The 25,421-nt window shown below is 70.2% G+C and carries 21 protein-coding genes; 12 read left to right on the forward strand and 9 right to left on the reverse strand.

Annotated elements, in window-relative coordinates:
• Positions 1–980 precede the first annotated feature (980 nt).
• The 7 genes from aroF to TsocGM_RS07820 all read left to right on the forward strand — a co-directional run bounded on the left by aroF (position 981) and on the right by TsocGM_RS07820 (position 8,766).
• Positions 981–2,021, forward strand: a complete 1,041-nt coding sequence (aroF, locus tag TsocGM_RS07790) for a 3-deoxy-7-phosphoheptulonate synthase (protein ID WP_126724745.1) — start codon at positions 981–983, stop codon at positions 2,019–2,021.
• A 331-nt stretch (positions 2,022–2,352) separates the two neighbouring features.
• Positions 2,353–3,132: a triose-phosphate isomerase gene (tpiA, locus tag TsocGM_RS07795; RefSeq protein ID WP_126724746.1), complete on the forward strand. Its 780-nt coding sequence runs from the start codon at positions 2,353–2,355 to the stop codon at positions 3,130–3,132.
• A 198-nt stretch (positions 3,133–3,330) separates the two neighbouring features.
• Positions 3,331–3,936: a preprotein translocase subunit SecG gene (gene secG, locus TsocGM_RS26450; RefSeq protein ID WP_199756723.1), complete on the forward strand. Its 606-nt coding sequence runs from the start codon at positions 3,331–3,333 to the stop codon at positions 3,934–3,936.
• Between the two features lie 152 nt (positions 3,937–4,088).
• Entirely contained in the window at positions 4,089–4,979 is an 891-nt protein-coding gene (locus TsocGM_RS07805; RefSeq protein WP_126724747.1) for a YicC/YloC family endoribonuclease, read from the forward strand.
• A gap of 444 nt (positions 4,980–5,423) precedes the next feature.
• A complete protein-coding gene (gmk, locus tag TsocGM_RS07810; protein ID WP_126724748.1) occupies positions 5,424–6,026 on the forward strand; it encodes a guanylate kinase in 603 nt (200 codons plus the stop codon).
• The gene (locus tag TsocGM_RS07815) at positions 6,019–6,294 is read left to right on the forward strand and encodes a DNA-directed RNA polymerase subunit omega (protein ID WP_126724749.1); all 276 of its coding nucleotides are present in this window, start codon (positions 6,019–6,021) and stop codon (positions 6,292–6,294) included. The genes gmk and TsocGM_RS07815 overlap by 8 nt, the downstream gene beginning before the upstream one ends.
• 195 nt (positions 6,295–6,489) lie before the next feature.
• Positions 6,490–8,766, forward strand: a complete 2,277-nt coding sequence (locus TsocGM_RS07820) for a DNA translocase FtsK (protein WP_126724750.1) — start codon at positions 6,490–6,492, stop codon at positions 8,764–8,766.
• Positions 8,767–8,856: 90 nt separating this feature from the next.
• Here TsocGM_RS07820 and TsocGM_RS07825 read toward each other — a convergent pair whose 3' ends face one another.
• The 6 genes from TsocGM_RS07825 to nadE form a co-directional block, all read right to left on the reverse strand.
• The gene (locus TsocGM_RS07825; RefSeq protein ID WP_126724751.1) at positions 8,857–9,828 is read right to left on the reverse strand and encodes an ABC transporter permease subunit; all 972 of its coding nucleotides are present in this window, start codon (positions 9,826–9,828) and stop codon (positions 8,857–8,859) included.
• The gene (locus TsocGM_RS07830; RefSeq protein WP_126724752.1) at positions 9,828–10,583 is read right to left on the reverse strand and encodes an ABC transporter ATP-binding protein; all 756 of its coding nucleotides are present in this window, start codon (positions 10,581–10,583) and stop codon (positions 9,828–9,830) included. Before TsocGM_RS07830 ends, TsocGM_RS07825 begins: the two co-directional genes overlap by 1 nt.
• A gap of 76 nt (positions 10,584–10,659) precedes the next feature.
• The gene (locus TsocGM_RS07835) at positions 10,660–13,203 is read right to left on the reverse strand and encodes a pilus assembly protein TadG-related protein (protein WP_126724753.1); all 2,544 of its coding nucleotides are present in this window, start codon (positions 13,201–13,203) and stop codon (positions 10,660–10,662) included.
• A 128-nt stretch (positions 13,204–13,331) separates the two neighbouring features.
• The gene (locus TsocGM_RS07840; RefSeq protein WP_158633421.1) at positions 13,332–13,778 is read right to left on the reverse strand and encodes a TadE/TadG family type IV pilus assembly protein; all 447 of its coding nucleotides are present in this window, start codon (positions 13,776–13,778) and stop codon (positions 13,332–13,334) included.
• 68 nt (positions 13,779–13,846) lie between these two features.
• Positions 13,847–14,329 (reverse strand): TadE/TadG family type IV pilus assembly protein, encoded by a 483-nt coding sequence (locus TsocGM_RS07845; protein WP_126724755.1) that lies wholly within the window; start codon positions 14,327–14,329, stop codon positions 13,847–13,849.
• A gap of 621 nt (positions 14,330–14,950) precedes the next feature.
• Entirely contained in the window at positions 14,951–17,017 is a 2,067-nt protein-coding gene (nadE, locus tag TsocGM_RS07850; protein WP_126724756.1) for an NAD(+) synthase, read from the reverse strand.
• A 329-nt stretch (positions 17,018–17,346) separates the two neighbouring features.
• On the opposite strand from nadE, the gene TsocGM_RS25895 reads away from it, so the two are divergent.
• From TsocGM_RS25895 to TsocGM_RS07865, 4 genes are all read left to right on the forward strand, one after another.
• Entirely contained in the window at positions 17,347–17,520 is a 174-nt protein-coding gene (locus tag TsocGM_RS25895; protein ID WP_158633422.1) for a hypothetical protein, read from the forward strand.
• A gap of 355 nt (positions 17,521–17,875) precedes the next feature.
• Positions 17,876–18,901 carry a DUF1559 domain-containing protein gene (locus tag TsocGM_RS07855; protein WP_126724835.1) on the forward strand — a complete coding sequence of 342 codons (1,026 nt, stop codon included), beginning with the start codon at positions 17,876–17,878 and terminating at the stop codon, positions 18,899–18,901.
• Between the two features lie 72 nt (positions 18,902–18,973).
• On the forward strand, positions 18,974–19,396 hold the full coding sequence (locus tag TsocGM_RS25900) for a hypothetical protein (RefSeq protein WP_126724757.1): 423 nt from the start codon (positions 18,974–18,976) through the stop codon (positions 19,394–19,396).
• Positions 19,397–19,476: 80 nt separating this feature from the next.
• On the forward strand, positions 19,477–20,571 hold the full coding sequence (locus tag TsocGM_RS07865) for a LolA-like protein (protein ID WP_126724758.1): 1,095 nt from the start codon (positions 19,477–19,479) through the stop codon (positions 20,569–20,571).
• Positions 20,572–20,735: 164 nt separating this feature from the next.
• On the opposite strand, the gene TsocGM_RS07870 is transcribed toward TsocGM_RS07865, so the two are convergent.
• From TsocGM_RS07870 to TsocGM_RS07880, 3 genes are all read right to left on the reverse strand, one after another.
• Positions 20,736–21,104: a hypothetical protein gene (locus TsocGM_RS07870; protein WP_126724759.1), complete on the reverse strand. Its 369-nt coding sequence runs from the start codon at positions 21,102–21,104 to the stop codon at positions 20,736–20,738.
• Between the two features lie 114 nt (positions 21,105–21,218).
• A complete protein-coding gene (locus tag TsocGM_RS07875; protein WP_126724760.1) occupies positions 21,219–21,401 on the reverse strand; it encodes a hypothetical protein in 183 nt (60 codons plus the stop codon).
• A gap of 289 nt (positions 21,402–21,690) precedes the next feature.
• Positions 21,691–22,098, reverse strand: a complete 408-nt coding sequence (locus TsocGM_RS07880) for a thioesterase family protein (RefSeq protein ID WP_126724761.1) — start codon at positions 22,096–22,098, stop codon at positions 21,691–21,693.
• 325 nt (positions 22,099–22,423) lie between these two features.
• Between TsocGM_RS07880 and TsocGM_RS07885 the strand changes: the two genes are divergently transcribed.
• Positions 22,424–25,393, forward strand: coding sequence for a YfhO family protein (locus TsocGM_RS07885; protein ID WP_126724762.1), 2,970 nt, complete (start codon positions 22,424–22,426; stop codon positions 25,391–25,393).
• Positions 25,394–25,421: the final 28 nt, after the last annotated feature.

A 25,421-nucleotide genomic window follows, 5' to 3' on the forward strand; every position in this document is an offset into this window, starting at 1 on the left:
ACCCGCCTCGACCGCCCCCTCCACCTCCTCAACGCCGCCCTCGAACGCATCCCCCCCCTCAACCTCCTCGCCAGCAACCTCTGGCTCCTCGCCCGACGCCCCTGCCCCTAACCCGCTCCCCCCTCACCTTCTCTTCGGGCACCCCCCGGCTTCCCGGCTCGGCTCACACTCCCGATCTCGTCTCCGCATCGACTTGCATCAAACCGCACACGCACACACACCACTCCTTCAAACCGGCCCGAGTCACCGCCCCTCCCCACCGCTCCGATGATCTCCAGTAAGGGGGTCGCTCCCCTCCCGTCGCTCGACCGGAACACGCACCCACGCGATTCCAGCCATGACTGTCGACCGCCGACGACGACACCCGTTGCCATCCCCCGCGTCGAGGCCCGGCTCCCTCCCGGCCGATCGCCGGCCCCTTGCCGGGAGGGCCGGCGAGCCGGGCCGCGCCCGGCTCCGGCGCGGAGCGAAGCCAACGCGATCGACGCAACCCAAGATTCCCAAAGAACAATCGCCGATCTCCGCCAGCGCACCAACCGCGTACCAACGGCGCACCGAGCGCGCACCGAGGCCGCTCGTCGGCGTCCCGATCGCGCCGAAGGCCTCCTGGCCCCGACGGGCCGGAGCCGCCTCGGCTCCGCTGCCGACTCCGGCGCGGAACGAAGCCAACGCGATCGACGCAACTCAAGATTCCCGAAGAACAATCGCCGATCCGCGCCAGCGCACCGACCGCGCACCGACGGCGCACCAGCGGCGTACGGTCTGCGCACCGACCGCGATCGGGCCCCTCCCCGGCCTCGCGACCGGCATCGCCGGCAGAGGCGGCCGGATCCCCCTTCCGGATCGGGCCCGCCGTCGTTACACTGTGATGTTTCCACGCCCAGGCAGGGGAAAGGTGCGTCGCGATCCGACCGAAGCCACCGTCCTCCCCGAGCGTCCCCCCACGACCTCGCAGCGACCGCGCCGGAGACCCGAGGCCGATGATCATCGTCCTGAAGCCGCAGCCGACCCCCGAGCAGATCCAGCACGTCCTGGAGCGGATCGAGGATCTTGGCTTCACGCCGCACCTGAGCCAGGGGGTTTCCCGGACGATCATCGGCGTCATCGGCGACGAGCGGAAGCTGCAGGCCACCCCGCTGCAGGCGATCGCCGGCGTCGAGCAGGTGATCCCGGTGCTCAAGCCGTTCAAGCTCGCCAGCCGGGAGTTCCGGCCCGAGCCCTCGGTCTTCGAGGTCAAGGGGATCCGCATCGGAGGCGGCCACCTGGCGGTCATCGCCGGCCCGTGCGCGATCGAAGGGGAGGAGATCTTCCTGGAGATCGCCGAGGCGGTGCGAGCCGCCGGCGCCAACGTCCTCCGGGGAGGCGCCTTCAAGCCCCGGACCAGCCCCTACAGCTTCCAGGGGCTCGGCGAGGACGGCCTGAAGATCCTCAAGACGGCCGGCGACCGGCTCGGCATGCCGACCGTGACCGAGATCATGGACCCTCGCCAACTGGACCTCGTCTGCGCCTATGCCGACATGCTCCAGGTCGGCGCCCGCAACATGCAGAACTTCGACCTGCTCAAGGAGGTCGGCCGCGTCGACAAGCCGGTCCTGCTCAAGCGAGGCATGAGCGCCACGGTCAAGGACCTGCTAATGTCGGCCGAGTACGTCCTCTCGCAGGGCAACCACAAGGTCATCCTCTGCGAGCGAGGCGTCCGCAGCTTCGAGGACTCGACCCGAAACATGATGGACCTCTCGGCCATCCCCAATGCCCAGGGGCAGAGCCACCTGCCGATCATCGCCGACCCCAGCCACGCGACCGGACGGCCCGACCTGATCCCGGCGATGGCTCGGGCCGCGGTGGCCGCCGGGGCCGACGGGGTGCACGTCGAGGTCCACACCTGCCCCGAGCAGGCCCTCTCCGACGGCCCCCAGGCCCTGCTTCCCGAACCGTTCGCCGCGCTGGTCGACGACCTCCGCCGCCTGGCCGAAGTCCTCGGACGCACCATCGACGCCTGCGACGGCGTGGCCGCCGTCTGACCTTCCCAATCGCGTTGGCTCTCGCCCGGGTCGGATCGGATCGGATCGAATCGGATCGAGTCGGAGCCGGGCCGGGCCGACGGCCCCTCTCGGGCCCACCGGATCGTCGGGCAAGGGGAGACGACGACCGGGACGTGCCAACCGTCGTCCCCCGACGCCGAGGAGCCCCCCCGGCCGAGACGACCTCCCCGGGGACCGAGCCGGTCCCCCCTGGCCTCGGGAGCATCGGCCAGAACTCCGGGATTCCGCCCTCGAGTCCCGGCCTCCGATTCCTCCCCGAGCCAAGCCTTCCCTGGACCCCTTCGACCTCGACCCGCCCGGAACCCGCCTGATGCGACCGCTGTTCATCGCCGGCAACTGGAAGATGAACCCGACCACCGAGGCCGACGCCGTCTCCCTGGCCGAGGCCGTCAAGGAAGGGGTCGGCCAGGACCACGCCGTCCGGGTGGCCGTCTGCCCCCCCTCGGTGTTCCTGCACCGGCTCGACACCGTGCTGTCCAACTCCCCGATCGGGCTCGGCGGCCAGAACATGCACCCCGAGCCCTCCGGCGCCTACACCGGAGAGCTCTCCGCGGGGATGCTCGTCGACGTCGGCTGCACCCACGTCATCCTCGGCCACAGCGAGCGCCGGCACGGCCTGGGAGAGACCGACGCCTTCGTCAACAAGAAGCTCCTGGCCGCGCTGAAGGCCGGCCTGATCCCCATTGTCTGCATCGGCGAGACCCTGGAGGAGCGCGAGCAGGGCCAGACCGAGGCCGTCGTCGGCGACCAGCTCGACGGCTCACTCGCCGGCCTGGACGGCGACCAGATGGCCGGCGTCGTCCTCGCCTACGAGCCGGTCTGGGCCATCGGCACCGGCCGCACCGCCACCCCCGAGCAGGCGCAGCAGGTGCACGCCTTCATCCGCTCCCGGCTCTCCGAGCGATTCTCCGAGGCGATCGCCTCCCGAGTCGTCATCCAGTACGGAGGGAGCGTCAAGCCCGAGAACGCCCGCGACCTGCTCGCCCGCCCCGACATCGACGGCGCCCTTGTCGGCGGCGCCAGCCTGAAGGCCGCCGACTTCCTCGGCATCGTCGAGGCCGCTCGGGCGGTGACGGCCGAGCGGCGCTGAGCGACCGGCTCGACGTTGGACCGCCGGGCCAACCGCTCTCGGACGATCGCAGGAGGACCACGGGCGGAGGCCCCGCATCCATCCGGCCGCCATCCTCCCGACCTCCCCGATCCGCCGACCTCCCTGCCGCCGGCCGCTTCTTCCCAACCGCTGGTTGCGTTCCCACGACTCCCAATCGAGGCCCCGACCGTGGAAATCATGCCCTACGTGATCAGCAGCGTCATCGCGCTGGTCGTCTGCACGTTCCTCGGCTACCAGCTTCCGGCGGTGCTCACTTACATCCTCATCGGCATCGTCTCGCTCTTCCTGATCTGCCTGGTGCTGATCCAGCGCGGCCGGGGAGGCGGCCTGGCGGGGGCCTTCGGCGGCGTGGGAGGCTCCAGCGCCTTCGGCACGAGGGCCGGGGACGTCTTCACCCGGATCACCATCGTGACCGCCTCGGTCTGGATCGCCCTGAACATGGGGTTGGTCATCAACGCCAACGCCCGCACCCGGGCCACCGAGCGGGAGATCGGCAGCGACTTCCTGCCCGAGGGAATCGACGCCGAGGAGGACCTCGGCGGCCTGCCCGCCTTCGGCGAGGATTCCGGCTCCAGGACCGGCGGCTCAACCGTCCCGGACCGGGATGACCAGGAGCTCGGCACCCCCTCCCCCCCCGACGAGGGCGCCGACCCCGGCTCCTCGGAGGCCCCCTCCGGCCTTCCCCCGGCCCTCGACGACGGCGGCCTGCCCCCCGACTCCGACTCCGACTCCGGCGCCGGCGCCGGCAACCAGACCGGCGACGATCCCGAGGGCTCCGGCTGACCTGCCCCCCTCCCGGGGCTGGGCCCCTTGGCTCCCCGCCCCGGATCGGCCCCGGCCGACCCGCCTCCCCTCGACGCGATGCGACTCGACTCGACTCGAACCGACCCGACCCGACCCGTCCCACCGCCCCGAACCCTCAAGGAGGCCTCGCCGTGCTGCTGAGCATGACCGGATTCGGCGAGGCGCGCCGGCAGGACGAGGCGAGGACGGTGATCGTCGAGGTCCGCAGCGTCAACGGCCGGCACCTGAAGCTCTCGACCCGCATCGGCGAGCCGTTCTCCAGCCTCGAACCCGAGGTCGAGCGGCTGGTCCGCCACCGCCTGAAGCGAGGGACCGTCCAGCTCTCGATCCGGGTCGAGGCCCTGCGACGCCCCGAGGACTACCGCCTCAACCTGGCCGCCCTGGAGGGGTACCGCGCCCAGCTCATCGCCTTCCTCGGCGACGCTCCCGAGCCCCCCGACTTCCTCTCGGCCCTGCTCTCGCTGCCCGGGGTGGTGGAGACCTCCCGCCCCTGCCCGGACGACCCCCGGGCCGAGTGGCCGGCGCTGGAGCCGGTGATCGTCGAGGCCCTCGACCTGCTCGAACGGAGTCGCCGGGAGGAAGGCCGGGCGATGGAGGAGGAGCTCCGGTCCCTCGCCTCGGAGATCGCCAGCCACCTGGAGCGGATCGCCTCCCGAGGGCCCGAGGTCGTCTCCTCCTACCGAGACCGCCTGGCCGACCGCGTCTCCTCCCTGGTGGCCGAACGAGGTATCGCCGTCGAGCCCGAGCACCTGATCCGAGAGGTCGCCATCTTCGCCGAGCGCTCCGACATCGCCGAGGAGATCACTCGCCTCCGCGCCCATCTCCAGCAGTTCGACGCCGTGATCTCCTCCGCCACCGCCGCCGACGCCCCCGGCCGCAAGCTCGAGTTCGTCGTCCAGGAGATGGGCCGAGAGACCAACACCATCGGCTCCAAGGCCAACGACGTCGAGATCAGCCGAGCCGTCGTCGAGATCAAAGGGGCCCTGGAAAAGATCCGCGAGCTGATCCAGAACATCGAGTAGCGGCCTCGGGGCGGGACCGAGCCGGAATCCGCCCTCCGCCGCCGGCCGTCCTCAGGGAGGGGAGAAGGACTCCTCGAACCGGTCAGCGAAAGGCCGATTCCTCCCGATGATCTTGGAAGGGGAGGCCGGCCGGATGCCCGGCGGCCGGGGAGGCCCGAACCTCGCAATCGTCCCGATCGCCGCGTCTTCCCCAGACCGCCCCGCGACGCCGCCGGCCGTCTCCCCCGCTTCCGCCATCCGTCAGCCGTCCGCCGTCAACCGTCAGCCGTGATCTGTCAACCTCCCTCAGCCCGAGAGTGACGCCGTGGGAGCCTTCGAGGAGCGTCGTGGTGTTCTTCGGGGTCGTGGCGCCCCCCGCTCGGCCCCCCTGGCCCGGGGTCGGCCCCCTCGGCCCGCGACGACCTCGCCCCGGCCTCCCTCAGTCCGCAGCCCTCGTCCCGTTCCATGACCCACGACTGGACCGATCTTCCCGGCCGCCTCGTCGTCGTCTCCGGACCGTCCGGCAGCGGCAAGAGCACGATCCTGCGCCGGGCGCTGGAGTACCCGGGGGTGTCGGCCCGGTTGTCGATCTCCGCCACGAGCCGGGCGCCCCGGCCGGGAGAGGAGCAGGGGAGGCACTACCACTTCGTCTCCCGGGAGGAGTTCGAGGCCGCCCGCGACCGGGGGGAGTTCCTCGAATGGGCCGAGGTGCATGGCAACCTCTACGGCACGCCGATCGGCCCGGTGATGCGGGCGCTGGAGCGGGGAGAGTGCGTCGTGCTGGAGATCGACGTGCAGGGGGCCCTCCAGATCATCCACGCCGTGCCCTCGGCCGACACGATCTTCATCACCGTGCCGAGCCTGGAGGTGCTGGAGGCCCGCCTCCGGGGCCGGGGGACCGAGTCGGAGGCCGTCGTCCGCCGTCGGCTGGAGAACGCTCGCCGCGAGCTGGAGTCGATCGGCCTGTACGCCCACGTCATCGTCAACGACGACCTCGACCGCGCCGTCGCCGAGATGGCCGCGCTGCTGGCCGGGGCCGAACCCCGAGGGGACGACCGCGATGCATGAAGAATTGAAGGAAGAAGAGATCGTCAACCGCGTTGGCGGCCGGTTCAAGCTCTCGACGCTGATTCAGAAGCGGATGATCGCCCTGAACCAGGGGGCCCGCCCGCTGGTGGACATGCGCACATCAGACAAAATGGCGATCGTGATCCAGGAGATCATGCAGGACAAGATTTACCTCGACCTGGCCGGCAACGTCCGGTCTCGGGAGGAGGCCGAGGACATGGGGGGGCCGATGGGGGACACCGTCGACCTTACCCAGCCGGAAGAGTAGGCCGCCGCCCCCCGATCGGGTCGTTCCGGGCCAAAGCCCCGGGGCCGGTCCTGCCGATGATCGCCTAACGGACGGGCCCGGGGCCGACCCCGGGGCCGCGCCGCCCCCCCCGGGCCGACTCGGGAGGAGGTGCCGGCGGGCCCCCGGGCCGGCCCCGGGCCGAGTCGTGTTGGCGGGACCGGGGGGCGGGCGTCCATGCTCGATCGTCAGCGGCTCTGGCGCAACGGACGGGGCCTGTCCCTGCTCGTCGTCGGCACCTTCCTGGCATTGAGCCTCCTGGGCTACGACCCGGCCGACGCGCCGGGATCGGCCTGCTACCCGCCCAACGGCTCGGACGGGTCGGCGGTTCCCCTGTCCAACCCCTGCGGCCCGGTCGGGGCCTCGATCGCCCACGGGCTGTACACGGCGATCGGCTGGGCCTGCCTGCTGCTGCTGCCGGCCTGGGGGGTCGTGACGGTCCGGGTCCTGCTCGGCCGTCCGATCGGGGAGCCGGCGGCCCGGCTGGCGGGGCTGGCGATGCTGGTCGGGGTCGCCTCGGCGAGCCTCCAGGAGTTGCGGCCGGGGCTGGCCGGCTCTCCCCCGGTCGGCTCGGGGGGGTACGCCGGGGCCCTGATCGCCGGCGGCCTTCGGGGGCAGTTCGGGCCGATCGGCATGGCGCTGGTCCTCGGCTCGGCGGCGGTCATCGGCCTGGCGCTGGTGCACGACCTGGTCTACTCCCCTGCCTCCCGGCGCCGGGTCCACTGCTCGCCGACGGCCGCCGGGGTGGTGCCGAGGCCCTCCGACACCCTTCCGGCGATCCCCCGCCCCCGGGCCGACCTGCCCTCCCCGGCCTCTCCCTCCGGCCCGCCGGCCCCGCCGGCCTCCCCGAGCCGAGGAGCGCCGGCCCCGGCGGCCCCGTCCGCTCCGAACGCGCCGGCGGTCCGCCCGGCCGCCCCTCCCAGCCGGCTCCTCTCGGGCTACCAGGCGCCGCCGATGGACCTGCTGGAGCCCACCTCCGCCATCCCGATCCACGAGCGCGAGGCCTCCATCCAGGCCCGCGCCCTGATGCTGGAGAAGACGCTGCTGGAGCACGGCTGCCAGGTCCGAGTGGTCCAGATCGACACCGGGCCGGTGATCACCCAGTTCGAGATCGAGCTGGAGGCGGGCCTCCGCGTCTCCAAGATCGTCGGCCTGGCCAACGACCTGGCGATCGCCCTGGCGGTGCCGAGCGTCCGCATCGTGGCCCCGATCCCGGGCAAGACGACCGTGGGGATCGAGGTCCCCAACGAGCGGCGGTCGATGGTCCGGCTCCGGGAGGTGATCGAGGGGGTCGGCGCCGGCAAGAGCTTGGTGAAGGCCCACATCCCGCTGTTTCTGGGCAAGGACGTGAAGGGCTCCCCCCTGGCGTTCGACCTGGCCGAGATGCCCCACCTGCTCATCGCCGGCCGGACCGGCACCGGCAAGTCGGTCTGCCTGAACGCGATGATCACCTCGATCCTGATGACCCGACGGCCCGAGGAGTGCAAGCTCATCCTGATCGACCCGAAGATGGTCGAGCTGTCGCAGTACAAGCAGGTCCCCCACCTGATGCACCCGGTCGTCACCGACATGAAGAAGGCCGAGTCGCTGCTGGCCTGGGCCTGCGAGAAGATGGACGAGCGCTATACCTACCTCGCCCGGGCCGGGGTGCGAAGCCTCCACATCTACAACCAGCTCGGCGCGGAGGAGATCTACAACCGCCTCCAGCCCGAGGACGAGGAGGAGCGCCAGCGCATCCCCACCTACATGCCGCACATCGTCATCGTCGTCGACGAGATGAGCGACATGATGATGACCGCCGCCAAGGAGGTCGAGGCCCACATTGTCCGACTGGCCCAGAAGGCCCGGGCGGTGGGCATGCACCTGATCGTGGCCACGCAGAAGCCGACGGTGGACGTGATCACCGGCCTGATCAAGGGGAACCTGCCCGCCCGGATCGCCTTCCAGGTCTCCAGCCGGGGAGACAGCCGCGTGGTGCTCGACGAGATGGGGGCCGAGAAGCTGCTGGGCAACGGCGACATGCTGTTCCTGATCCCCGGCACCTCGCACCTGGTCCGGGCGCAGGGCACCTACGTCTCCGACGCCGAGGTCGAACGCATCTGCGACTACCTCTCCCAGTTCCCCCAGGAGTTCAGCAAGGAGCTGATGAAGCTCCGCAGCGGCGGGGCCGGGGGCAAGGACGGCGGCGCGCTGAAGGACCGGGACGAGCTGTACGAGGCGGCCATCGACATCATCGTCCGGGAGCAGCGCGGCAGTTGCTCGCTGCTGCAGCGGGCGCTGGGGATCGGCTACGGCCGAGCGGCCCGGCTGATCGACTTCATGGCCGAGGACGGCATCGTCGGCGAGTACAAGTCGGGAGCCGCCCGAGAAGTGCTCTACACGGTCGAGGAGTGGGAGGCCCTCAAGAACGGCGAGGACCCGCCCGAGGGCCTCCCGGGAGAGGCCGCCGCGTGAACCGTCGGCCAGCCGGTTCCTCCGATCGCCTCCTCGGATGGGCCTCCCCGGAGCCCGGATGACCGGCGATCGGTGCCCCCCGGAGCCGGATCAATAGTCGATCGTCCCGAACTCCCGGGCGGCGGCCGCCAGCAGGGCCGCCGCGAAGGCGGCCGAGGCCGCCAGGGAAAGGCCGGGGTGGAACGCGCCGAGAGAGCCGACGGCGTCGACCTCGGCGAGGGTGCTGAAGTGGTCGCCGGCTCCCATCGCGCGGTCCAGCAGCGCGACGAAGTCGGCCGGCTTGGGCAGGATCCAGTAGCCCAGCTCGACGGCCTCCCGGAACGGAGAGCCGACCTCCCCCGAGGAGCCGGCCGAGGCGACGAGCAGGTGCCGGCCTCGGTTCATCGCGAAGCAGAGGCACCAGAAGACGATCGAGCCGAAAGAAGCCGCCGAGGCGCTCCGGGTGCAGACGGCGATCAGGGACGAGGCGGCGTAGACGACCGCGAAGTGGCCCGCCAGCAGCGGTAGGCAGAGCAGGTAGGTCGGATCCCAGTCCCCCGACCGGATCCCCAGGGCCAGCCATGTGCCGCCGACGAAGACGGCCGCCTGCGCCGCCACGAACGCGACCGTCCCCACGTATTTTCCCATCAGCAGATGCCAGCGTGGCACCGGCTTCGCCAGCAGCAGGGCCGACGACTCCGGCCGAAGGAACTCGGGCAGGAACGACGCCGCCCAGACCAGCGCGAGCAGCGTCCCGGCGGCGCCGGCCACCCACTTGGCCAGGATCACCCGGAGGAACCGGACCTCGTCCTCCGCCCCTCGGAAGAGCGGGACCTCCAGGCCGCCGAAGCCGACGGCCAGACGGCCCGGCCGCTGGGAGGGATCGTCCAGGGGGAGCCCGTCGGCGCCGTAGAGCTCGATCTCGCCCTCGGGCCGGAGGGGAGGGCCGGGGTCGATCCGGATGCTCAGACAGAGGGCCACGCAGAGGGCGCTCATGGCCAGGATCAGGCGAGAAAGCCGGGTGGCCTGCGCCTGCCGGAAGGTGTCTCGGACGAGCCAGAACGCGCAGGAGAAGCCGGTCATCAGGCGGCCCCCGCGTCGAGGTCGAGCAGGGCCGAGCCAAGCGACCGACCCGGGTCGGTCCGGCTCCGGAGCGCTGTCGGCGAGCCGAGGAAGACCAAGCGGCCGGATCGGAGCACGGCGAGGCGGTCGCAGAGCCGCTCGGCGAGCCCGGGAAGGTGGGTGATGAGCACGGCCGTTTTCCCCGCCCGAGAGGCATCAACCAGGATCTCTTCGAGCAGGACGAAGCCGGAGAGGTCCATGCCCTCGGTCGGCTCGTCGAGCACCAGCAGGTCCGGGTCGTTGGCCAGGGCCTGGGCGATCGCAAGCCGCTGGACCATCCCCTTGCTGAATTGGGAGATGGGCTCCCGGCCTCGGTCGAGCAGGCCGACGCGGTCCAGCAGGGCCGGGATCCGTCGCCTGCGGACGGCCCGGGAGACCCCGGAGAGGGCGGCGAGATACGAGAGCAGCTCGGTGGCGGTCAGGTGGCCGGGGAAGACCGCGCGCTCGGGGACGTAGCCAACCCGGGCCAGCGTGGCCCGATCCGAGGCCGGCCGGCCCAGCCGGGTGACCCGGCCGGAGGTCGGCCGACAGAGCGACAGCAGCAGCTTCGCCAGCGTCGTCTTGCCGGATCGGTTCGGGCCGAGCAGGCCGACAATCTCTCCTGGCTCGACCCGGAAACCGACCTCGATAACAGCCTCCCGCCACGCCCCCCCCGGCCGGGAGGGAGGGTAGCGTTTGGTCACGGCCTCGAAGGCGACGGGGAACTCCTGGGGCATCGGATGGGTCCCGAATTCCGGTCAGGCTCGGTCTCGGATCGCTTGGGGCAGTTGGGCCGACGCCATCGGGGTGGGGTCACTCAATGAGCGAGACCGAAACGCCGTCGTCCATCACCCGGCTGAACGCCTGGCGGAGCCGGTCCTTGCGCTCGTCCAGGGTACCAATGCACCACTTGTAGCCGTCCCTCGGATCGCTGGAGGAACTGGGAAAGCGGGTGCCGCCGATGGCGGAGATCTTCTGGAGCAGGTCGACAGCGCTGGCCTGGCCGGAGGCGGTGGGCTCGAAGAGGGGGCCGAAGGCGATCGTGTGGATCACAACCGGCTTGCGGGGGGTGGAGTAGCCGGGGCCAGTGCTGGGGTCGTCCTCCCGGGCCGCGATGCGGCGAACGACCGCGAGCAGATCCCCCTCGTTGTAGCCCCCCGCCCGGATGGTGTCCCCCGGCAGGATTCGGTAGTAGGAGCGGTTCGCCCCGGCGTCGTGGAACCCCCCGTCGGGCCGGGTGTTGACGTTGGCCATGCCGTCGGTCTCGAGCACGACGAGACGCTGGGCCCCCTTGCGGCCCAGGCCGCCGGCGCCGGCCAATCGGACGGTCTGGCTGGACGAGAGCTGGTTGTAGGCGAGCATGAAGCCGTGCTGGGTGGCGGTGTTCGACGTGTAGTCGCCGAAGGCGCGGGGGGTCTGCTCGCCATCGGGGTCCCAGGGGCGGACGTCCTGCTCCCCGGAATGGGGAGGGAACCAGAGGCCGTCGATCATGCCGTCGTAGTCGCGACCGAGGTTGAACTGGGCCTGGTTGAAGGCGCCGGTGCGTTCCCCCTGGAAGCGGGGGCGGCTGAAGAGGATGATCGAGACCAGGTCGTTGGGGTGGTTGTTCTTGATGTCTTGCAGGGCGCCGGAGATGCCGAGCTTGGCCGGATACATCGAGATATCCCTGGCCGTTCCTGGCAGCAGCCCGGTGTCGGAGATGAACTGGACCATCGTCATCGGCCCGAACCAGAAGCGGTGGCGGGGGCGCTGGGGGTTGTCGTCGTAGTCCATGTAGCGGGTGGAGGGTTTGCCGTCGATGTCTCGGCTGCCCCAGTTGAAGTCGGGGCCGTAGGAGCAGGCCGGCTGGCCGGGCCTCACGATCGAGCCGTTGGGGCTGCGCCAGACGCCGATGACGTAGTCGATGTACTCCTTCCAGAACCGCTGGTCCTGGTCGGCGATCAGGTCATTGCGCCGGGAATGGTCGTAGGCCGAGGCGGGGACGTCGTCCGGGATCGCGCTGTAGTAGAGGAGCCGGCCGGCTCGGAGCCGCGGCGGGAAGGGGTTCGGGCCGCTCTTGATCCAGGAGAGGATGGCCCGGTAGTTGATCACATAGCGGCCGGAGGGATCGCGCAGGGCACCCGAGCTGTCGAAGAGCTGGGTGTTGTCGTCCATCGGCCCGCCGAAATGGGGATAGGAGCCGCCGTCGTGGAGGAAGAAGCGATTCCGCCAGTCGGCCACCCGCCGGCCGGAGGAGTCGGGGTTGGGGAGCGAGGGATGGCGGCCGACGGGGCTGGGGGGCCAGATGAAGAAGGTCTTGCCCCAGTACTTCGGGCCCAGGGTATACCCCTTGAAGAGGCGGTCCTGGACGATCGGGTCGGCGACGTGGTTTTCGAGGTCGTTGCGGGCGGCGGTGCGGGCGGAGGAGGAGCCGCGGCCCTCGGCCCGGTAGGAGCGGTAGAGGTAGTAAAAGTCGTAGCCGTAGTCCTCGAAGTCGCTGTCGCGGCCGTTGCCGACCACCTCGGCGAGGGTGTGGGCGTAGCTGGAGCCGGTGTGGCCGTTGGTCAGCAGCGGGAGATCACCCCCTGGGGAGCGGTCGTACTCGTCGGGCTCGGGGGAGAAGGCGGGGAGGGCCTCCTCTCCCCGGGAGTGCTGGTGGAAGCCCTCGACCAGAGGGGGGAGCCCCAGGGCCTCCTGGGTGATGTTGCACTTGCCGACGCGGGGGTCGGTGCTGGTGGTTTGGAGCCTGGCACCGTTGACGTCGCTGTAGTGGCCGAAGCGGGGGAAGATCGGGTCGCGGTTGTTGGGGCTGTTGTTGGCCGAGCCGAGGTAGCCCTCGTTGTTCCACAGGTCGCTCTCGTTGTTCATCGACCCGGAGAAGTCCAGGATGATCGTCACGTCCCTGGGGCGGTGGGCGGCGGTGGCGGTGGCCACGAGATCGATGTGGTTGAACCCCAGGGTGCGCGCGAAGGCGGTGTCGAGGCGGTGGCGGACGGTCACCCGGGTGAGGTTGTAGGTGTCCGGGGGGACGGGGGGGTAGCGGGGCGAGAACCGCTCGGTCAGTCGATCGTAGTGGTAGGATCCGTGCTCCACCTCGACGGCTTCGGGAGAGGGGGCCCGGTTGAGGATCTGGTTGCGGCCCGCGGCCTGCCTCGCCTTGCTCGTGGCCAGGCCCAGGTCTTGCGGGCTGCTGCCGTCCAGCGCCCGGGCGCCGGCCAGGGCGGCGGAGTCGGCGGCGTTCTGGCAGTCGGAGCGAGCCGCGGCGAGCAGGCCGATGTCGACCGCCAGCGCGACGAAGCCGCAGAGGCTCACCAGGAACATGGCCACGACCGGCGCGATCGTGCCCCGACGTCGTCGGGATCGAGATCGAATCGTCATCGGTTTCTTGCCCCGGATGGTGGTCGAATCGGGAGGTGAGCGTCACGGAGCGATGGCTTGGAAGGCTTTCCCGTCCCCTAGGGCCGGGTCTGAGCGGCGTCGACCTTGTCTCTCCGAGCGATCCGGGCTCAGTCCCCTTCGCTTCGGGCGATGGATCGGGAGGAGAGGGGGATCGGGTCGGGGACGATCCCGAAGGTCGGCACGATCGGGGTGTATCGGGCGTTGATCTGGACGGCGATCCCCTCGCCGAAGGCGGAGTCGGTCCAGTGGCCGTCGGGGTTGCCGTCGGTGTCGATCCGGTAGATGAGGATCTCCGGGGGCTCCTCGAAGCGGGTCCCCACGAGCAGACGCTCGGCGGCCTCCCGGATCTCCTGCTCGGTCGTGCCGTAGGTCCCCGAGGCCGCCTGGCGAGCGGCCGCCCGGGCGGCGTTGTCGAGCAGGGGAGTGGTCATCAGCAGGCATCCCGACTCGAAGACGCCCAGGATCAGCATCAGGGCGATGTTCAGGACGATGGCCGTCTCCACGACGGTCGCCCCTCGCCTTCTGGTCCTCGCCGCGCCCGGCTCGGCACGCATCGGTTCGGCTCCGCTGTTCGGCGGGCGGACACCGGGCGCCGGGTCCGCTCGGCCGTGAACTCCGTGCGTCATTCAATCGTCGGCTCCGGGGGAGCCGGATAGGGTTTGTCCTTCATCGAGTACCAGACGGCCCGGCCGCTGAGCGTCGTCTCGTCCGTCGTGATGACCCGGACGTCGACCTTCCGGACGGCATCAAAGGGGATGGTGACGACGACTTCCAGCTCGTCGAACTGGGAGGCCGCTCCCGGGCCGGCGGCCGGGTTGGTCAGGTTTGACACGCTGACCGAGACACGGTCGGTCGGCACCCCCGAGAGCCTCAGGTAGTCGAGCACGACCCCGACGACCTCGGCCTCGGTGAGCTGTCCGGTCGAGGCCTGCCGGCCCCCCTCTCGGGCGGCGGCACCGAGGACCTGTCGGACGCCGACCAGGGTCCCCACCTCCCACAGGCCGAAGAAGAACAGCAGCAGGATCGGGAGCACCAGGGCCAGCTCGACGGCGGCCACCCCGCGCCGCTTCCTGCGACCTCGCTCCGGGATCGGACCGGCTCTCATCTCCACACTCCGAGCCAATCGGCCGGCGGCCCGAGCCTCAGGCCGCATCTCCTAGGATTCTAAGACTGGACAGGCCGCATTCACCAGGACTCTAGGACATGCCCGAATCTTCGTTTCAAAAAAATCAACGACGGAATCTGTGGAGGCGGGCCGGCAGTCGCGGTCGCGGTCAGGAGATCACTGGGCCGGGAGGGGTGGGCTCGGCGGCCGGGAACCCTGGCGAGCGGGGCGGGGAAGTCGCCGAGTTCGAGGGACCTGGTGAGCAACGGGGCGCAGTCGGCGGCCCCGGCCCGAGGGCGCTGATTGGAGAAGGTGTTTTTGGTGACGGTGATCAGGGAGGCGGGGAGGCCGCGGAGGGCTCGGGCGACGTCGACGGCCGCCGCCGGCGGGACCGACCCCCGGGACGGCCCCGGCCCCGCCGGGCGCCTTCGAGCCCGGATCGTTTGGCATCGCTCCACCACTCCTCCGGTGTCCCGACAGCCGGGACTGGTCGCGACGAGCCCTCCTCGTCCCGCGGCCTGGAGCCGGCCAATCAGTCGAGTTGAATCGTTGCGGTCATTAATGCAGCCGAGGCCGCGGGGCGGTTGCATACCGTAGGCCGCTCCCATCGGTCGCGACCGATCACGGGGAATCGGCCGAGCCGAGGGCGTCGACCAGGCGATCCAGCTCGGCCAGCTCCTCGGTGAAGGGGGCCTGCACGGGGGGGAACCGGAAGCCGGTCTTGGGGTCGAGGTCGAAGGCGGTGACTCGGAAGCTGATGGCGAACCGCTCTCGCTTCCACTGCGCCCGGCAAAACATGCGGACAAACTTGCGGATGTGGGCGGCGAAGGCGCGAGCATCGCCGCCGTAGGAGTCGCGCACGGCCGGCCAGAGGCGGCGGAACATCTCGACCGGGTCCAGCGAGAGTTGGACGAAGGCATACATCAACTGGTCGAGCACGGGGAAGGGCATCAGGTCGGCCTCGTCGGTCTGCGCCTGGCCCGGCGGGCGCAGCTCGGCGGTGGCCTCCATCACGTTGATCAGCTCGAACCCCTTCAGACCGTGGAACTCGGCCGCCCAGGAGAGGTAGAGCTTCACCAGGCTCTTGGGCACGTCGGCGATCGGGGCCAGGCCGCCGGAACTGTCGCCGTCCATCGTGGTGTAGCCGACGGCCGCCTCGCTCTTGTTGCTGGTGACCAGCAGCAGCGAGCCGTGCAGGTTGGCGACGGTCCAGATCAGGGTCCCCCGCAGCCGGGCCTGGATGTTCTGGAGCGTCAGGTCGTGCTCCGGGTTGGACCAGGAGAGGACCTCCCCGGTCAGTCGGGAGACGGTTTCCTCGCAGGAGTCGAGCGCCTCCTGGATCCCTCCCTCGTAGTAGGTCGCCCCGACCTCCGCGGCCACGGCCCGGGCGGCGGCCCGGGTGGCCTCTCCGGAGTTCTCGGTGGCGAGGTAGGCGCAGTAGAACCGATCGGCGACGAGCCGGCGGACCTCCTCGGCCGACCGGCCCGGGTGGCTGTAACGGTACATCCGGTTGACCAGCAGCGCGACCATCGCGCTGTCGCGGCCCCCCGAAAGCGCCAGACAGCACGAGGGAACGCCGGTCTTGGCGACGTAGTCGCGCAGGGCGAGGCTCAGGGCCAGCTCCAGCTCCAGGTGGTTCAGGTCCCCTTCGACGATCCGTCTCCCCTGGAAGACGGTGTCCTCCAGGTATCGGAGCGAGGGATCCGGGTGCTCCGGCTCGGGGGGAAGGTAGTACGGCGGGGGAGGAGGGGCGGCCTTCTCGGTGCCGTACCGGCCGGGAACGCGCACCGAGGGAGCAACGGAGCCGAACTCGCCGCCGTAGGTACGGGCGAGCTGGCCGCGCCAGGAGCCTTCCTCCATGCGAACGTGGCGGATCTCGCCCAGGTCGACGACGCGATGGACCAGCTCCCACTCGCGGTCGAAGACGAACCGGCGCCCTTCTGCCTCGATCCGGCCGTTGGTGGCGATGAACAGGCTACCGTCGAAGATCAACCGGGTGGCGTCGCACCCCAGCAACGAGGCATACAGATAAACGCAATGGTCCTCCAGGCTGATCTGCCGGACCAGTCGGCGCCGCATCCGGTGCTTGCCGATGCGGAACCAGGAGGCCGAGGGGTTCAGCAGGATCTCGGCCCCGGCCAGGGCGTAGGTGGAGCCGGGGCGGATGCCTCGCCAGGCGTCCTCGCAGATCTCGAAGGCGACGACCCCCAGCCCCGGCAGGTCGAACATCTGGGTGCCCAGCGGAGCGGTGGTGCCGTCGGGCCCGCGCAGCTCGACGAGCCGGCCGTGGGGCCAGGGATTGAAGTAGCGGTTCTCGTACTCGACGTCGCCGGTCGCCAGGTTCTCCTTGGCGGTCAGGCCGACGAGCCGGCCATCGGCCAGCAGGGCCATCGCGTTGTAGACGACCCCCTCGAACAGGACCGGCAGGCCGACGGCGACGGCGATCCCCGCGGTCGCGTCGGCCAGGGCGACGAGTCGGTCCCAGGAGCGCTCCATCGTCCCGGTGCGGTGCAGGCGGTCTTCCAGGCTGTAGCCGGGAATGCACATCTCCGGCAGGCAAAGCAGCCGCACCCCCTCATCCCGGGCCGAGGCGATCACCTCCCGGATGCGACGGTCGTTCCCCTGCCAGTCGCCCACCGTCTGATTCAGTGACGCGACCGCCACATGCGCCTGATGCCGACCGATCACAGGGAATACCTCCCGGGCCCGAACCGACACGATCCCTCCCGATCACTGTAGGGACCGCCCCCATCGGCGCCCAGATCGAGCCGATCCCGAGATCGCCCGGAGTTGGCCCCGACGCGGGGCGACACAACCGCCGGCCTCGCCCGATCAAGGTTCAACGAAAAAAGACGATCGCCACCTTGACAGCCACTCGTCTCGCTCTTATATGATGGCGTACCGGGCCGCTTCCCCGGCCCAATCTGCTCTCGCCATCACGTTGCGATCGCAACTCGGCTCCCTGTGCAATTCGCCGAACCTTCCGATGCACCGGTATCACCGGAGGAGTCTTCCTCATGAGCGGTGCCGCGGTTCGGACCCTGGCGCTGGCGATCGGCCTGTTCCCAACCCTCCTCATCGCGGGATGCGGCCAGCCGGCCGTGCCCCCTGAGCGAGGACGCGAGGGCGTGCCGAACGCGACCGGCCAGGTGGTGCGACCTGAGACGGTCGAGGTGGTTGAATCACCCTGATTTGGGCCCGAGCCGTTGAGCCCTGGCGGCAACCGATCCGGTGGCGCGTCACGCCCCGGATTCAAGTTGCACCGCCAGGCCTGGTCCTCTCGCCGGGAGACTCCGAGTGGCGTCGTGTGGTCGTGCGGTCAAGCGATCGTCCGATCCGTATTGTCGGAGTCTCGGGCCCGGCGCTCCGGGAACCCCCCGTGTGACCGGAGGGAAGCGAACTCGTCCACGAGCTCCGGCTCGCGTTCGCGCCGGGCCGGATCGCCGACGGAGCGGCGGCCGACGTGACCATCGCCACGGATCACCCCGGCCAGCCCACGGTTGTCTTGAGTGTGGTCACGCTCGGGACCAATCAGGAAACCAACCCATGACACACCCTCGACACGACCGCTCCGCCTTCTCCCTGATCGAGTTGCTGGTGGTCATCGGCATCCTCGGCCTGCTGGCCGCCTTGCTGATGCCCGCCGTCCAATCGGCCCGCGAGGCGGCGCGGCGGGCCATGTGCCAGAACAACCTGCACCAGATCGGCCTGGCCCTGCACGCCTACCACGACGCAAACACCACCTTCCCGCCGGCCACCACAGCCTATGGGGTCCGGGCCCGCTGCTACGGCGGCCTCTACTCTATCCATACCAGACTGTTGCCATACCTCGATCAACGCCCCCTCTTCGATGCCATCAACTTCGACACCGGCACCTGGCCTACCATCAGCCACCTTTCCCACGGGCCCGCGGGATGCCACGATTCAAACATTTTCAATCTTACTGTCATGGAAACTCAAATGGATCTTTTTCTCTGCCCGTCCGATGGCGGACCGTTCGCCGAAACCGGAAACAGCTATCGCGGCAATGTGGGCGTCGGCTCTCACTGGGGAGTCACCGCCGAGCATCCGGATAGTGGCAACGGCATCTTCCCCGAAGCGGACGGCCCCATCTCGATCAGCCGGGTGCCCGACGGCCTGAGTCACACCGTCGCCTTCAGCGAGCGGCTCCGAGGCTCGGGCCGGGAGGGCCGGTTGTCGCCCGAACGGGACGTCTTCAGCTTCGCCGATGGTCTCATCGTCCTGACCGCCGACGACCTGCTCAAGGTCTGCCGAATCTCGGCCCGGCCGTCGAATCCCCAGGAGGGATTCGTCCGGACGGGCCGCCGGTGGTTCTGGACCGGTCGGGGCAACACCCTCTACAACCACGCCCAGGCCCCCAACGGGGTCATCCCCGACTGCACCGCCGGTGGCCCCGTGATCGAAACCGACATGTTCACCGCGCGGAGCTGGCATCGGGGTGGCGTTCATGCGTTGATGGCCGACGGGTCGCTCCGGTTCGTCTCGGAGACGATCGCCACCCCCGTCTGGCGCGGATTCGGCTCGCGGAATGGCCGCGAGCCGGTGGACTGACCGCGGTGGCCCGCCCGGTGCCGCCTCGGACCTGATTCCCACCTTCGAAACCGGATACGGAGGCTCGGGTCGATGAATCAATCGAAGATGTTCACCCTGCTCCTGCTGGCCGGTGGACTGGGGCTCCTCACAGTCTTCTGGACGGGCCAGCCCTACTCCCGGCGTCTCAGCGACACGGAGCTTGCTGCAGTGTCCGGCCGCGACCCGAACTCGAAGGCGGTCACCTTTGACTGCGCCCCCTCGAGCCTCGATGAGGGCCAGGTCGCCTGGAGCAACTGCGACGGTCAAGCCCCGGACACTCCATGCGTATCCTGCGAACATTTCATCGCCACTGGTGAGCCGGGCGTTGGCACCAACGTTCAGTTTGCGGGCGCCAACGCACGCTGCACCCCCTTCAGGAAATACGTCGGCAAATGTGACAACGGCGAATGCACGGACCGAATGCTCACTCCCGACCGATGCGATGGCAGGGCCCCACAGTATTTCCCCCAGTAGTTCCGTCCAAACGCCAAACCGAAAAGGCGCCCCCCGTCTCGCCGTGGCGGGGGGCGTCTTCCCGAGCATGGAGGGACGAGATGCACGCGATCTTGATCGCGCTCGCCGCTTGCGGACAGTCGCCGGAGCTGGACGCCGACCCGTTCCTGAGAGTCATCCGAGGTTTACACGACGACATCGCCGACGTCTCGCTGGTTTATGAAGCCGTTATTGAGGTGAGGGGCCCAGGGCAATCTGCGGATCGGGACGAAATTCAGGGCACTTACGTGTACCGGAGCGATGGCGCTTCCGTAATTGATTCCTTCACCCACTCCTCTGCGGCCGGCGCCGCGTTCACACATCGTCGTTATGCCCTGCTTGAGGGCCGACTTGAGGAGACGTATGACAGCCCGGATCTGATGGGAGTTCCCCTGCCTGTCATCACCGGGTCAGGCAGCGGAGGCGTGCTGAACATGCCCGGCTCGCCGCATCGCATTCTCTACCTCTGGTACTTCGCACCCTCCGAGAATTTGACAATGGAGGGGTTCGAGAACCTGGGCTGGGAGGAGATCGACGGGCACCGCTGCCTGCACGTGCGTCTGCAACGCCACCCGGGGTCTCGAACGACATCGATCTCGTTCTGGATTGATCTGGAACGAGGGGGACACCCACTCCGGATGGAGATGCATGACGACGGCAAGCTCCTAAGCCGGGTCGATCAGATCAGGCTCAACTCGTTCAACGTCAATGGCACGGAGTATTGGCTGCCGGTGCATGGCGTCCAGGAGACCTACTGGGACGGAAAGACCTACCACGACGAGCCGACCGTTCGCGAGACGTACGACGTCGTCCGCAGTTCCGTTCGGTTCAATCAGAATCCGCCCGATCACATCTTCACCGCCGAAGGAGCCCCGAAGAAACCGGCCGACCCGGGACTTCGAGCCTTGGATGACGACTTTCAGCGCCAGGTGGCCCAGGCCAAGTCGGCCCCGATGCCCCGGACCGATCCGGACAGCGTGCAGGAGAACCTGGACCGGCGTCTGGCCGAAGCCGAGCGGCAGGCCGAGATGGTCGAGGCCTCGTCGGCGGCCCGCCGGGTCTGGGGGCCCGGCAGGCTCTCCCGGATTGGCCTGGCCGTGTTCGGCATCGTCGCCATCGGCGTCGCCCTGACGCTGGCGATCCGAAGGAGTGTCTGATGGACGTCTCGGACCCTCGCCGCACGGGCCATTCCATCGTGCTCCGGCCCGTCGGCCACACCGGGACGAGGGTGCAGGTCATCGATGGGGACCGGCCACCGCTGGTCCTCGACGCAACCGATCTGGCCAATCGCCCGGATTGGACCGGGATCGCTCGGATCGGCTCAGGCGAATTCGTCGATCGGCGAGACCGCCTTCTCGGGGGAGAGCAGGGCGACCAGCTCCCGGGCCGTCTCGCGGTCTTCCTTGCCGACGATCAGCCGGGCTCGGCCATCGACGGCGCCGGGGAACTCCTCCCAGGAGCGCAGCGAGGAGGTCTGGATGGCCAGCACGTCCCGGAACCAGCCCTTGCGGAGCGTCATCGCGGTAATCACCTCGCGGGGCAGGCGGGCCTCGCGCACCCGGGCCTTGGGGAGGCAGCCCCACTGGACGATCCGGTACTCAAGGACGAGATCCTCGTCCTCCAGGCGGAGCAGGCCCTTGATCTCGTGAAACGACGACCAGTCCGTGCAGGCGAACGGGAAGGCAATCATGATGGCATCCTCGGCCCGAGCCCCCGGAGATTGTGGTCGGTGACGAGACCTGTTCGTTCGCCAGTCGTCGAGATTCTGGAGGAAATCCGACCGGGCCGCGCTCGTTTCGGCCGGTCAGCCGGGGCCGCCCTCGCAGCAGGTCTCGCAGATCGTCCGGCATCGGGAGCAGACGAGCTTCATCTTCACCTCGATCAGCGTCCCGCCGCAGGCCGGGCAGGCCGGGAGACAGGAGGCGGGGGGGGCTTCGGTCCGAGGGGGTTCCTCGGGAGGGGTCCGGGGGCGTTCGGGGGGTCGCATGGCGGCAGGCTCCCTGCGGGGGCTCGAGCCGATCGGTCGGGTGTCCCAGGTCGATCATCGGGCGGCCAGGGGGGGGAGATCGACCCCGGGCCTTCCGGGGCCGATCTGCCGGGCGATCGTCCCGGCACGATCGGCGCCATCGGCCCGAGACGATCGCCAGCCCTCGTTCCCGGCTCCTCGCTCGCTCGAAGGGAACGGACGGGCGCCCCGGTCGGCTCGAGGGGGAACCAGGCCGGGGTCGTGGGAGGAGGCCCGAGCGCCGGGGATGCTCCTTCCCGAGGATTCGGGGTCAGCCGCCGAGCCGTTCTCGCTTGCGGGCAACCCGTCGGGCGAAGCGATCGGCGTCGATCACCCGGCGGCGGTGGATTCCTCGGGCGAGGAGTTCCAGGTCGTCCCGGGCCTCGACCTGGAAGGTGACGACCGGGCCGTCGACGTGGATCACCCGGGCCCGGCAGACGACCGAGGTCCCTTCCGGGGCCGGGGCGAGGTGGTCGACCTGAATGAAGGTGCCGACGGATCGCTCGTGCTCCTCCAGGCAGGGGGCGATCGCGTTCCGGGCGGCGTACTCCAGGTGGGCGACCAGCCAGGGGGTCGCCAGCACGGCGGGCATGCGGGCGTCGGCGAAGACGATCCGGTTCGTCTCGTCGACGGTAATCCGCTCCTCGCCGGTCATGCCGGCCCGGGGAGAGGTCTTCATCGGCGGGGCTCCGGAGAGGGCGTCGGGGGGTGGGTGATTCGGGGATCGGAGGACGGCGGCGGGCGGATCGTGGGAGGCGAAGGCCCGACCGCGATCCGGGAGATCATTGCCGACAGGATACCACGAGGCGAGGGGAACCGGGCGGGAAGGGCCGTCGAGCGTCGGGGGTGATCGGGAATCGTGCCGGCGAGGGGCCTCCGGCTAGAATGGGGGTCGCGGGCCGGCATGATCGCCCTCGTCCTTCTCCGTCTTCGCGATCGCCCCGGATCGATCGGCCCGCGGGGTGCTCCCGGTTCTCATGACGCTCCGACGATCCCTCGCGCCGATGCCGCTCCTCGGGCTGGCCTGCCTGGCGGCGCTCTGCCTGGTCTGCTTCGGCGACGCGATGTTCCGGGGCGGGCAGTTCGCCTACCGGGACGCGGGCCACTTCTACTACCCGCTCAACAAGGTCGTCCAGGACGAGTGGGCCGCCGGCCGGGTGCCGCTGTGGAACCCCTGGGAGAACGGCGGCATGCCGCTGCTCGGTCAGGCGACCTCGGCGGCGCTGTATCCCGGCAAGCTGCTGTTCGTGGGGGTCCCGTACGAGTGGGGGGCCCGAATCTACATCATCGCCCATGTCTTGCTGGCGGTCGGGGCGATGTTCGCCCTGATGCGGCACTGGGGAGTCAGCCGGGCCGGGGCGGCGCTGTCGAGCCTGGGGTTTGGGTTCGGCGTGCCGGTGCTGTTCCAGTACTGCAACATCATCTTCCTCGTCGGCGCCGCGTGGATGCCGCTGGGTCTGCTGGCGGCCGACCGCCTGGTGCGGCTCCGGCGGCGTCGAGCGGTCGTGGAGCTGGCGGCGGTGCTGGCGATGCAGACGCTGGGGGGAGACCCGCAGGCGACCTACGTCACCGGGCTGATCGCCGCGGGCTACGCGATGGCGATCGCCGGGGGGAGGAGGCCGGGAGGGGAGGATCGGCCCCGCCGGGGGAGGCGTCGGGGGCTCGTCGCGCTGGCGGCGGTCGCCGGCCTGTCGGCTTGGATCGCGGCGACGATCGCGGCGGGGATCTGGCTGCCCGACCTGAGGCCGGAGCCGACCCAGACCCGGCCGATGCCGGTCTTCCCCTGGACGCCTTACGCCTCAAAGGCGGTGCTGGTCCCCTGGGCGATCGGGGCGGTCGTGCTGCTGGCGGCCTGGAGGAAATCGCCCCGGGGGAAGGCGAGACTCGGGGCGCTGGCGCTGCTGATCGGCTCGGCGGTGCTGGCGGGGTTGCTGGCGGCGGCGCAATTGCTGCCGTCGGTCGAGTTCAACGGGATGACCGGCCGGGCCTCGCAGGAGGGGGCGCACGAGATCTACGCCTTCAGCGTCGAGCCGTACCGGCTGGCGGAGTTCTTCTGGCCGAATGTCTTCGGGGTGGCCTTCGGGGTGGAATCGACCTGGCTGTACGCCCTGCCGCCGTTCGGGTCGCAGAAGATCTGGATCCCGTCGCTGTACGTGGGGGGGCCGGTGATCGTGCTGGCGATCGCCGGCTTCGGCTTCCGGGGAGGGTCGCCGGGCCGGGGGATGCTGGCGGGGGTCGCCCTGCTGGGAGTGCTGGCGGGGCTGGGAACGTACACCAGCCCGCTCTGGTACGCGAGGTTCTCCCCGGAGCTGGCCGATCGGCTCGGACCGCACGACCCGGCCATGACCGGCCCGGTGCGGCTGGACGGCGAATTGCGAGACGGCGACGGCAGCGTTTACTGGCTGCTGGCCGCCGGCCTGCCCGGGTTTGGCGCCTTCCGCTACCCGGCGAAGTTCCTGACCTTCGCCGCCGTTGGCATCGCCGGCCTGGCCGGATTCGGGTGGGACCGGCTGGTCGCCGGGCGTCGCCGGCCGGTGGTGGCGACGGCGGCGACGATCCTGGCGTTGACCGTCGCGGTCGGGGTCGCGTTCGCGGCCAACGCCGACCGCTTCGTCTCCTGGGTCGCCTCCAGCCCGATGGCGGAGCAGGGGGGGACCTTCGGGCCGATCCAGCCCGAGGGGGCCAGGGATGAGGCCTCCCGGGCGCTGGGGCACGCCTCGGTGATGATGGCGGCGATGCTCGTGCTGGCCGCGATGGCCCCGCGCCGCCCCCGGCTGGCCTCCGCCCTGGTCCTGGTGGCGCTGACGGCCGACCTGGCGGTGGCCAACGGCCGGTTCGTGATGACGGTGCCCCAGGAATTGCTCGACGAGAACGCCACGCCGAGGGTCCTGGAGGTGATCGCCCAGGCCGAGGAGGAGGAGCCGGCCGACGGCCCGTACCGGATCCACCGGATGCCCGTCTGGAGCCCGCCGGGGTGGATGCTCTCCGGCGACCCGGGCCGGGTCCAGGAGCTGGTCCGGTGGGAGCGGGGCACACTCCAGCCGAAGTACGGGCTGCTCTCGGGAGTGGAGTACACACACACCGAGGGAACGGCCGAGCTTTATGACATCATGTTCTTCTTCGCCCCCTTCCAGCGCCGGCTGCGGGCCGAGGCGGCCCGGCTGCTCAACGCGACGCCGGGCCAGGAGATCGTCGTCTTCCCCCGCCGCGGGTTCGACCTGTGGAACACGAGGTACTTCGTGGTGCCGCTCGTCTCCGGCGACTGGAACAACGAGTTCCGCTCCTACGCCAGCTTCCTGCCCGACACCTCGCCGATCGACCCCGACCCCGACGCCCTGGCGGCGATGTCCGACGAGGAGAAGCGGCGGCTCTACCTGGAGGAGGACGTGCAGGTCCTCCGCAACGAGGCCGCCTTCCCCCGGGCCTGGGTGGTGCACAAGGTCCGGGCGCTGGACCCGATCGAGGGGCTCGACCGCGACGCCCGGGCCGCCCGGAACATCGAGCTGCTCCACCCCGGCCCCGGCGACCTGTTCTGGGACGACCCGAGCCTGCCGGTCTACGACCTCCGGCAGATCGCCTGGGTCGAGCCGGACGACCCGACGGTCCTCAACGGCTACGTCCCCGGCGGCCCGCCCTCGGCGGAGGAACGGGTGGAGGTCGTCTCGCACGAGCCGACGCGAGTCGTCCTGCGGGCGACGCTCAACCGCCCCGGCGTCGTCGTGCTGGCCGACGTGTATTACCCCGGCTGGCGGCTGACGATCGACGGGGAGCCCGCTCCGATCATCCGCACCAACCGCATGATGCGCGGGGCCGCGGTGAAGGCTGGAACGCACGAACTTGTCTACACGTATGAACCCGATTCCTTCCGGATCGGCTGCCTCGGCTCGGCGGCCGGGCTGGCGCTGGCGGTGGGGCTGCTCGGCTGGTCGGCCCTGCGGCCGAGGATCGGCGGGGCCGGGCCGGAAGGAGGCTGATCGGACGAACCTCCCGGAGAGGTTCCCC

Origin of the sequence: Tautonia sociabilis (assembly GCF_003977685.1) — a bacterium.
Lineage (GTDB): Bacteria > Planctomycetota > Planctomycetia > Isosphaerales > Isosphaeraceae > Tautonia > Tautonia sociabilis.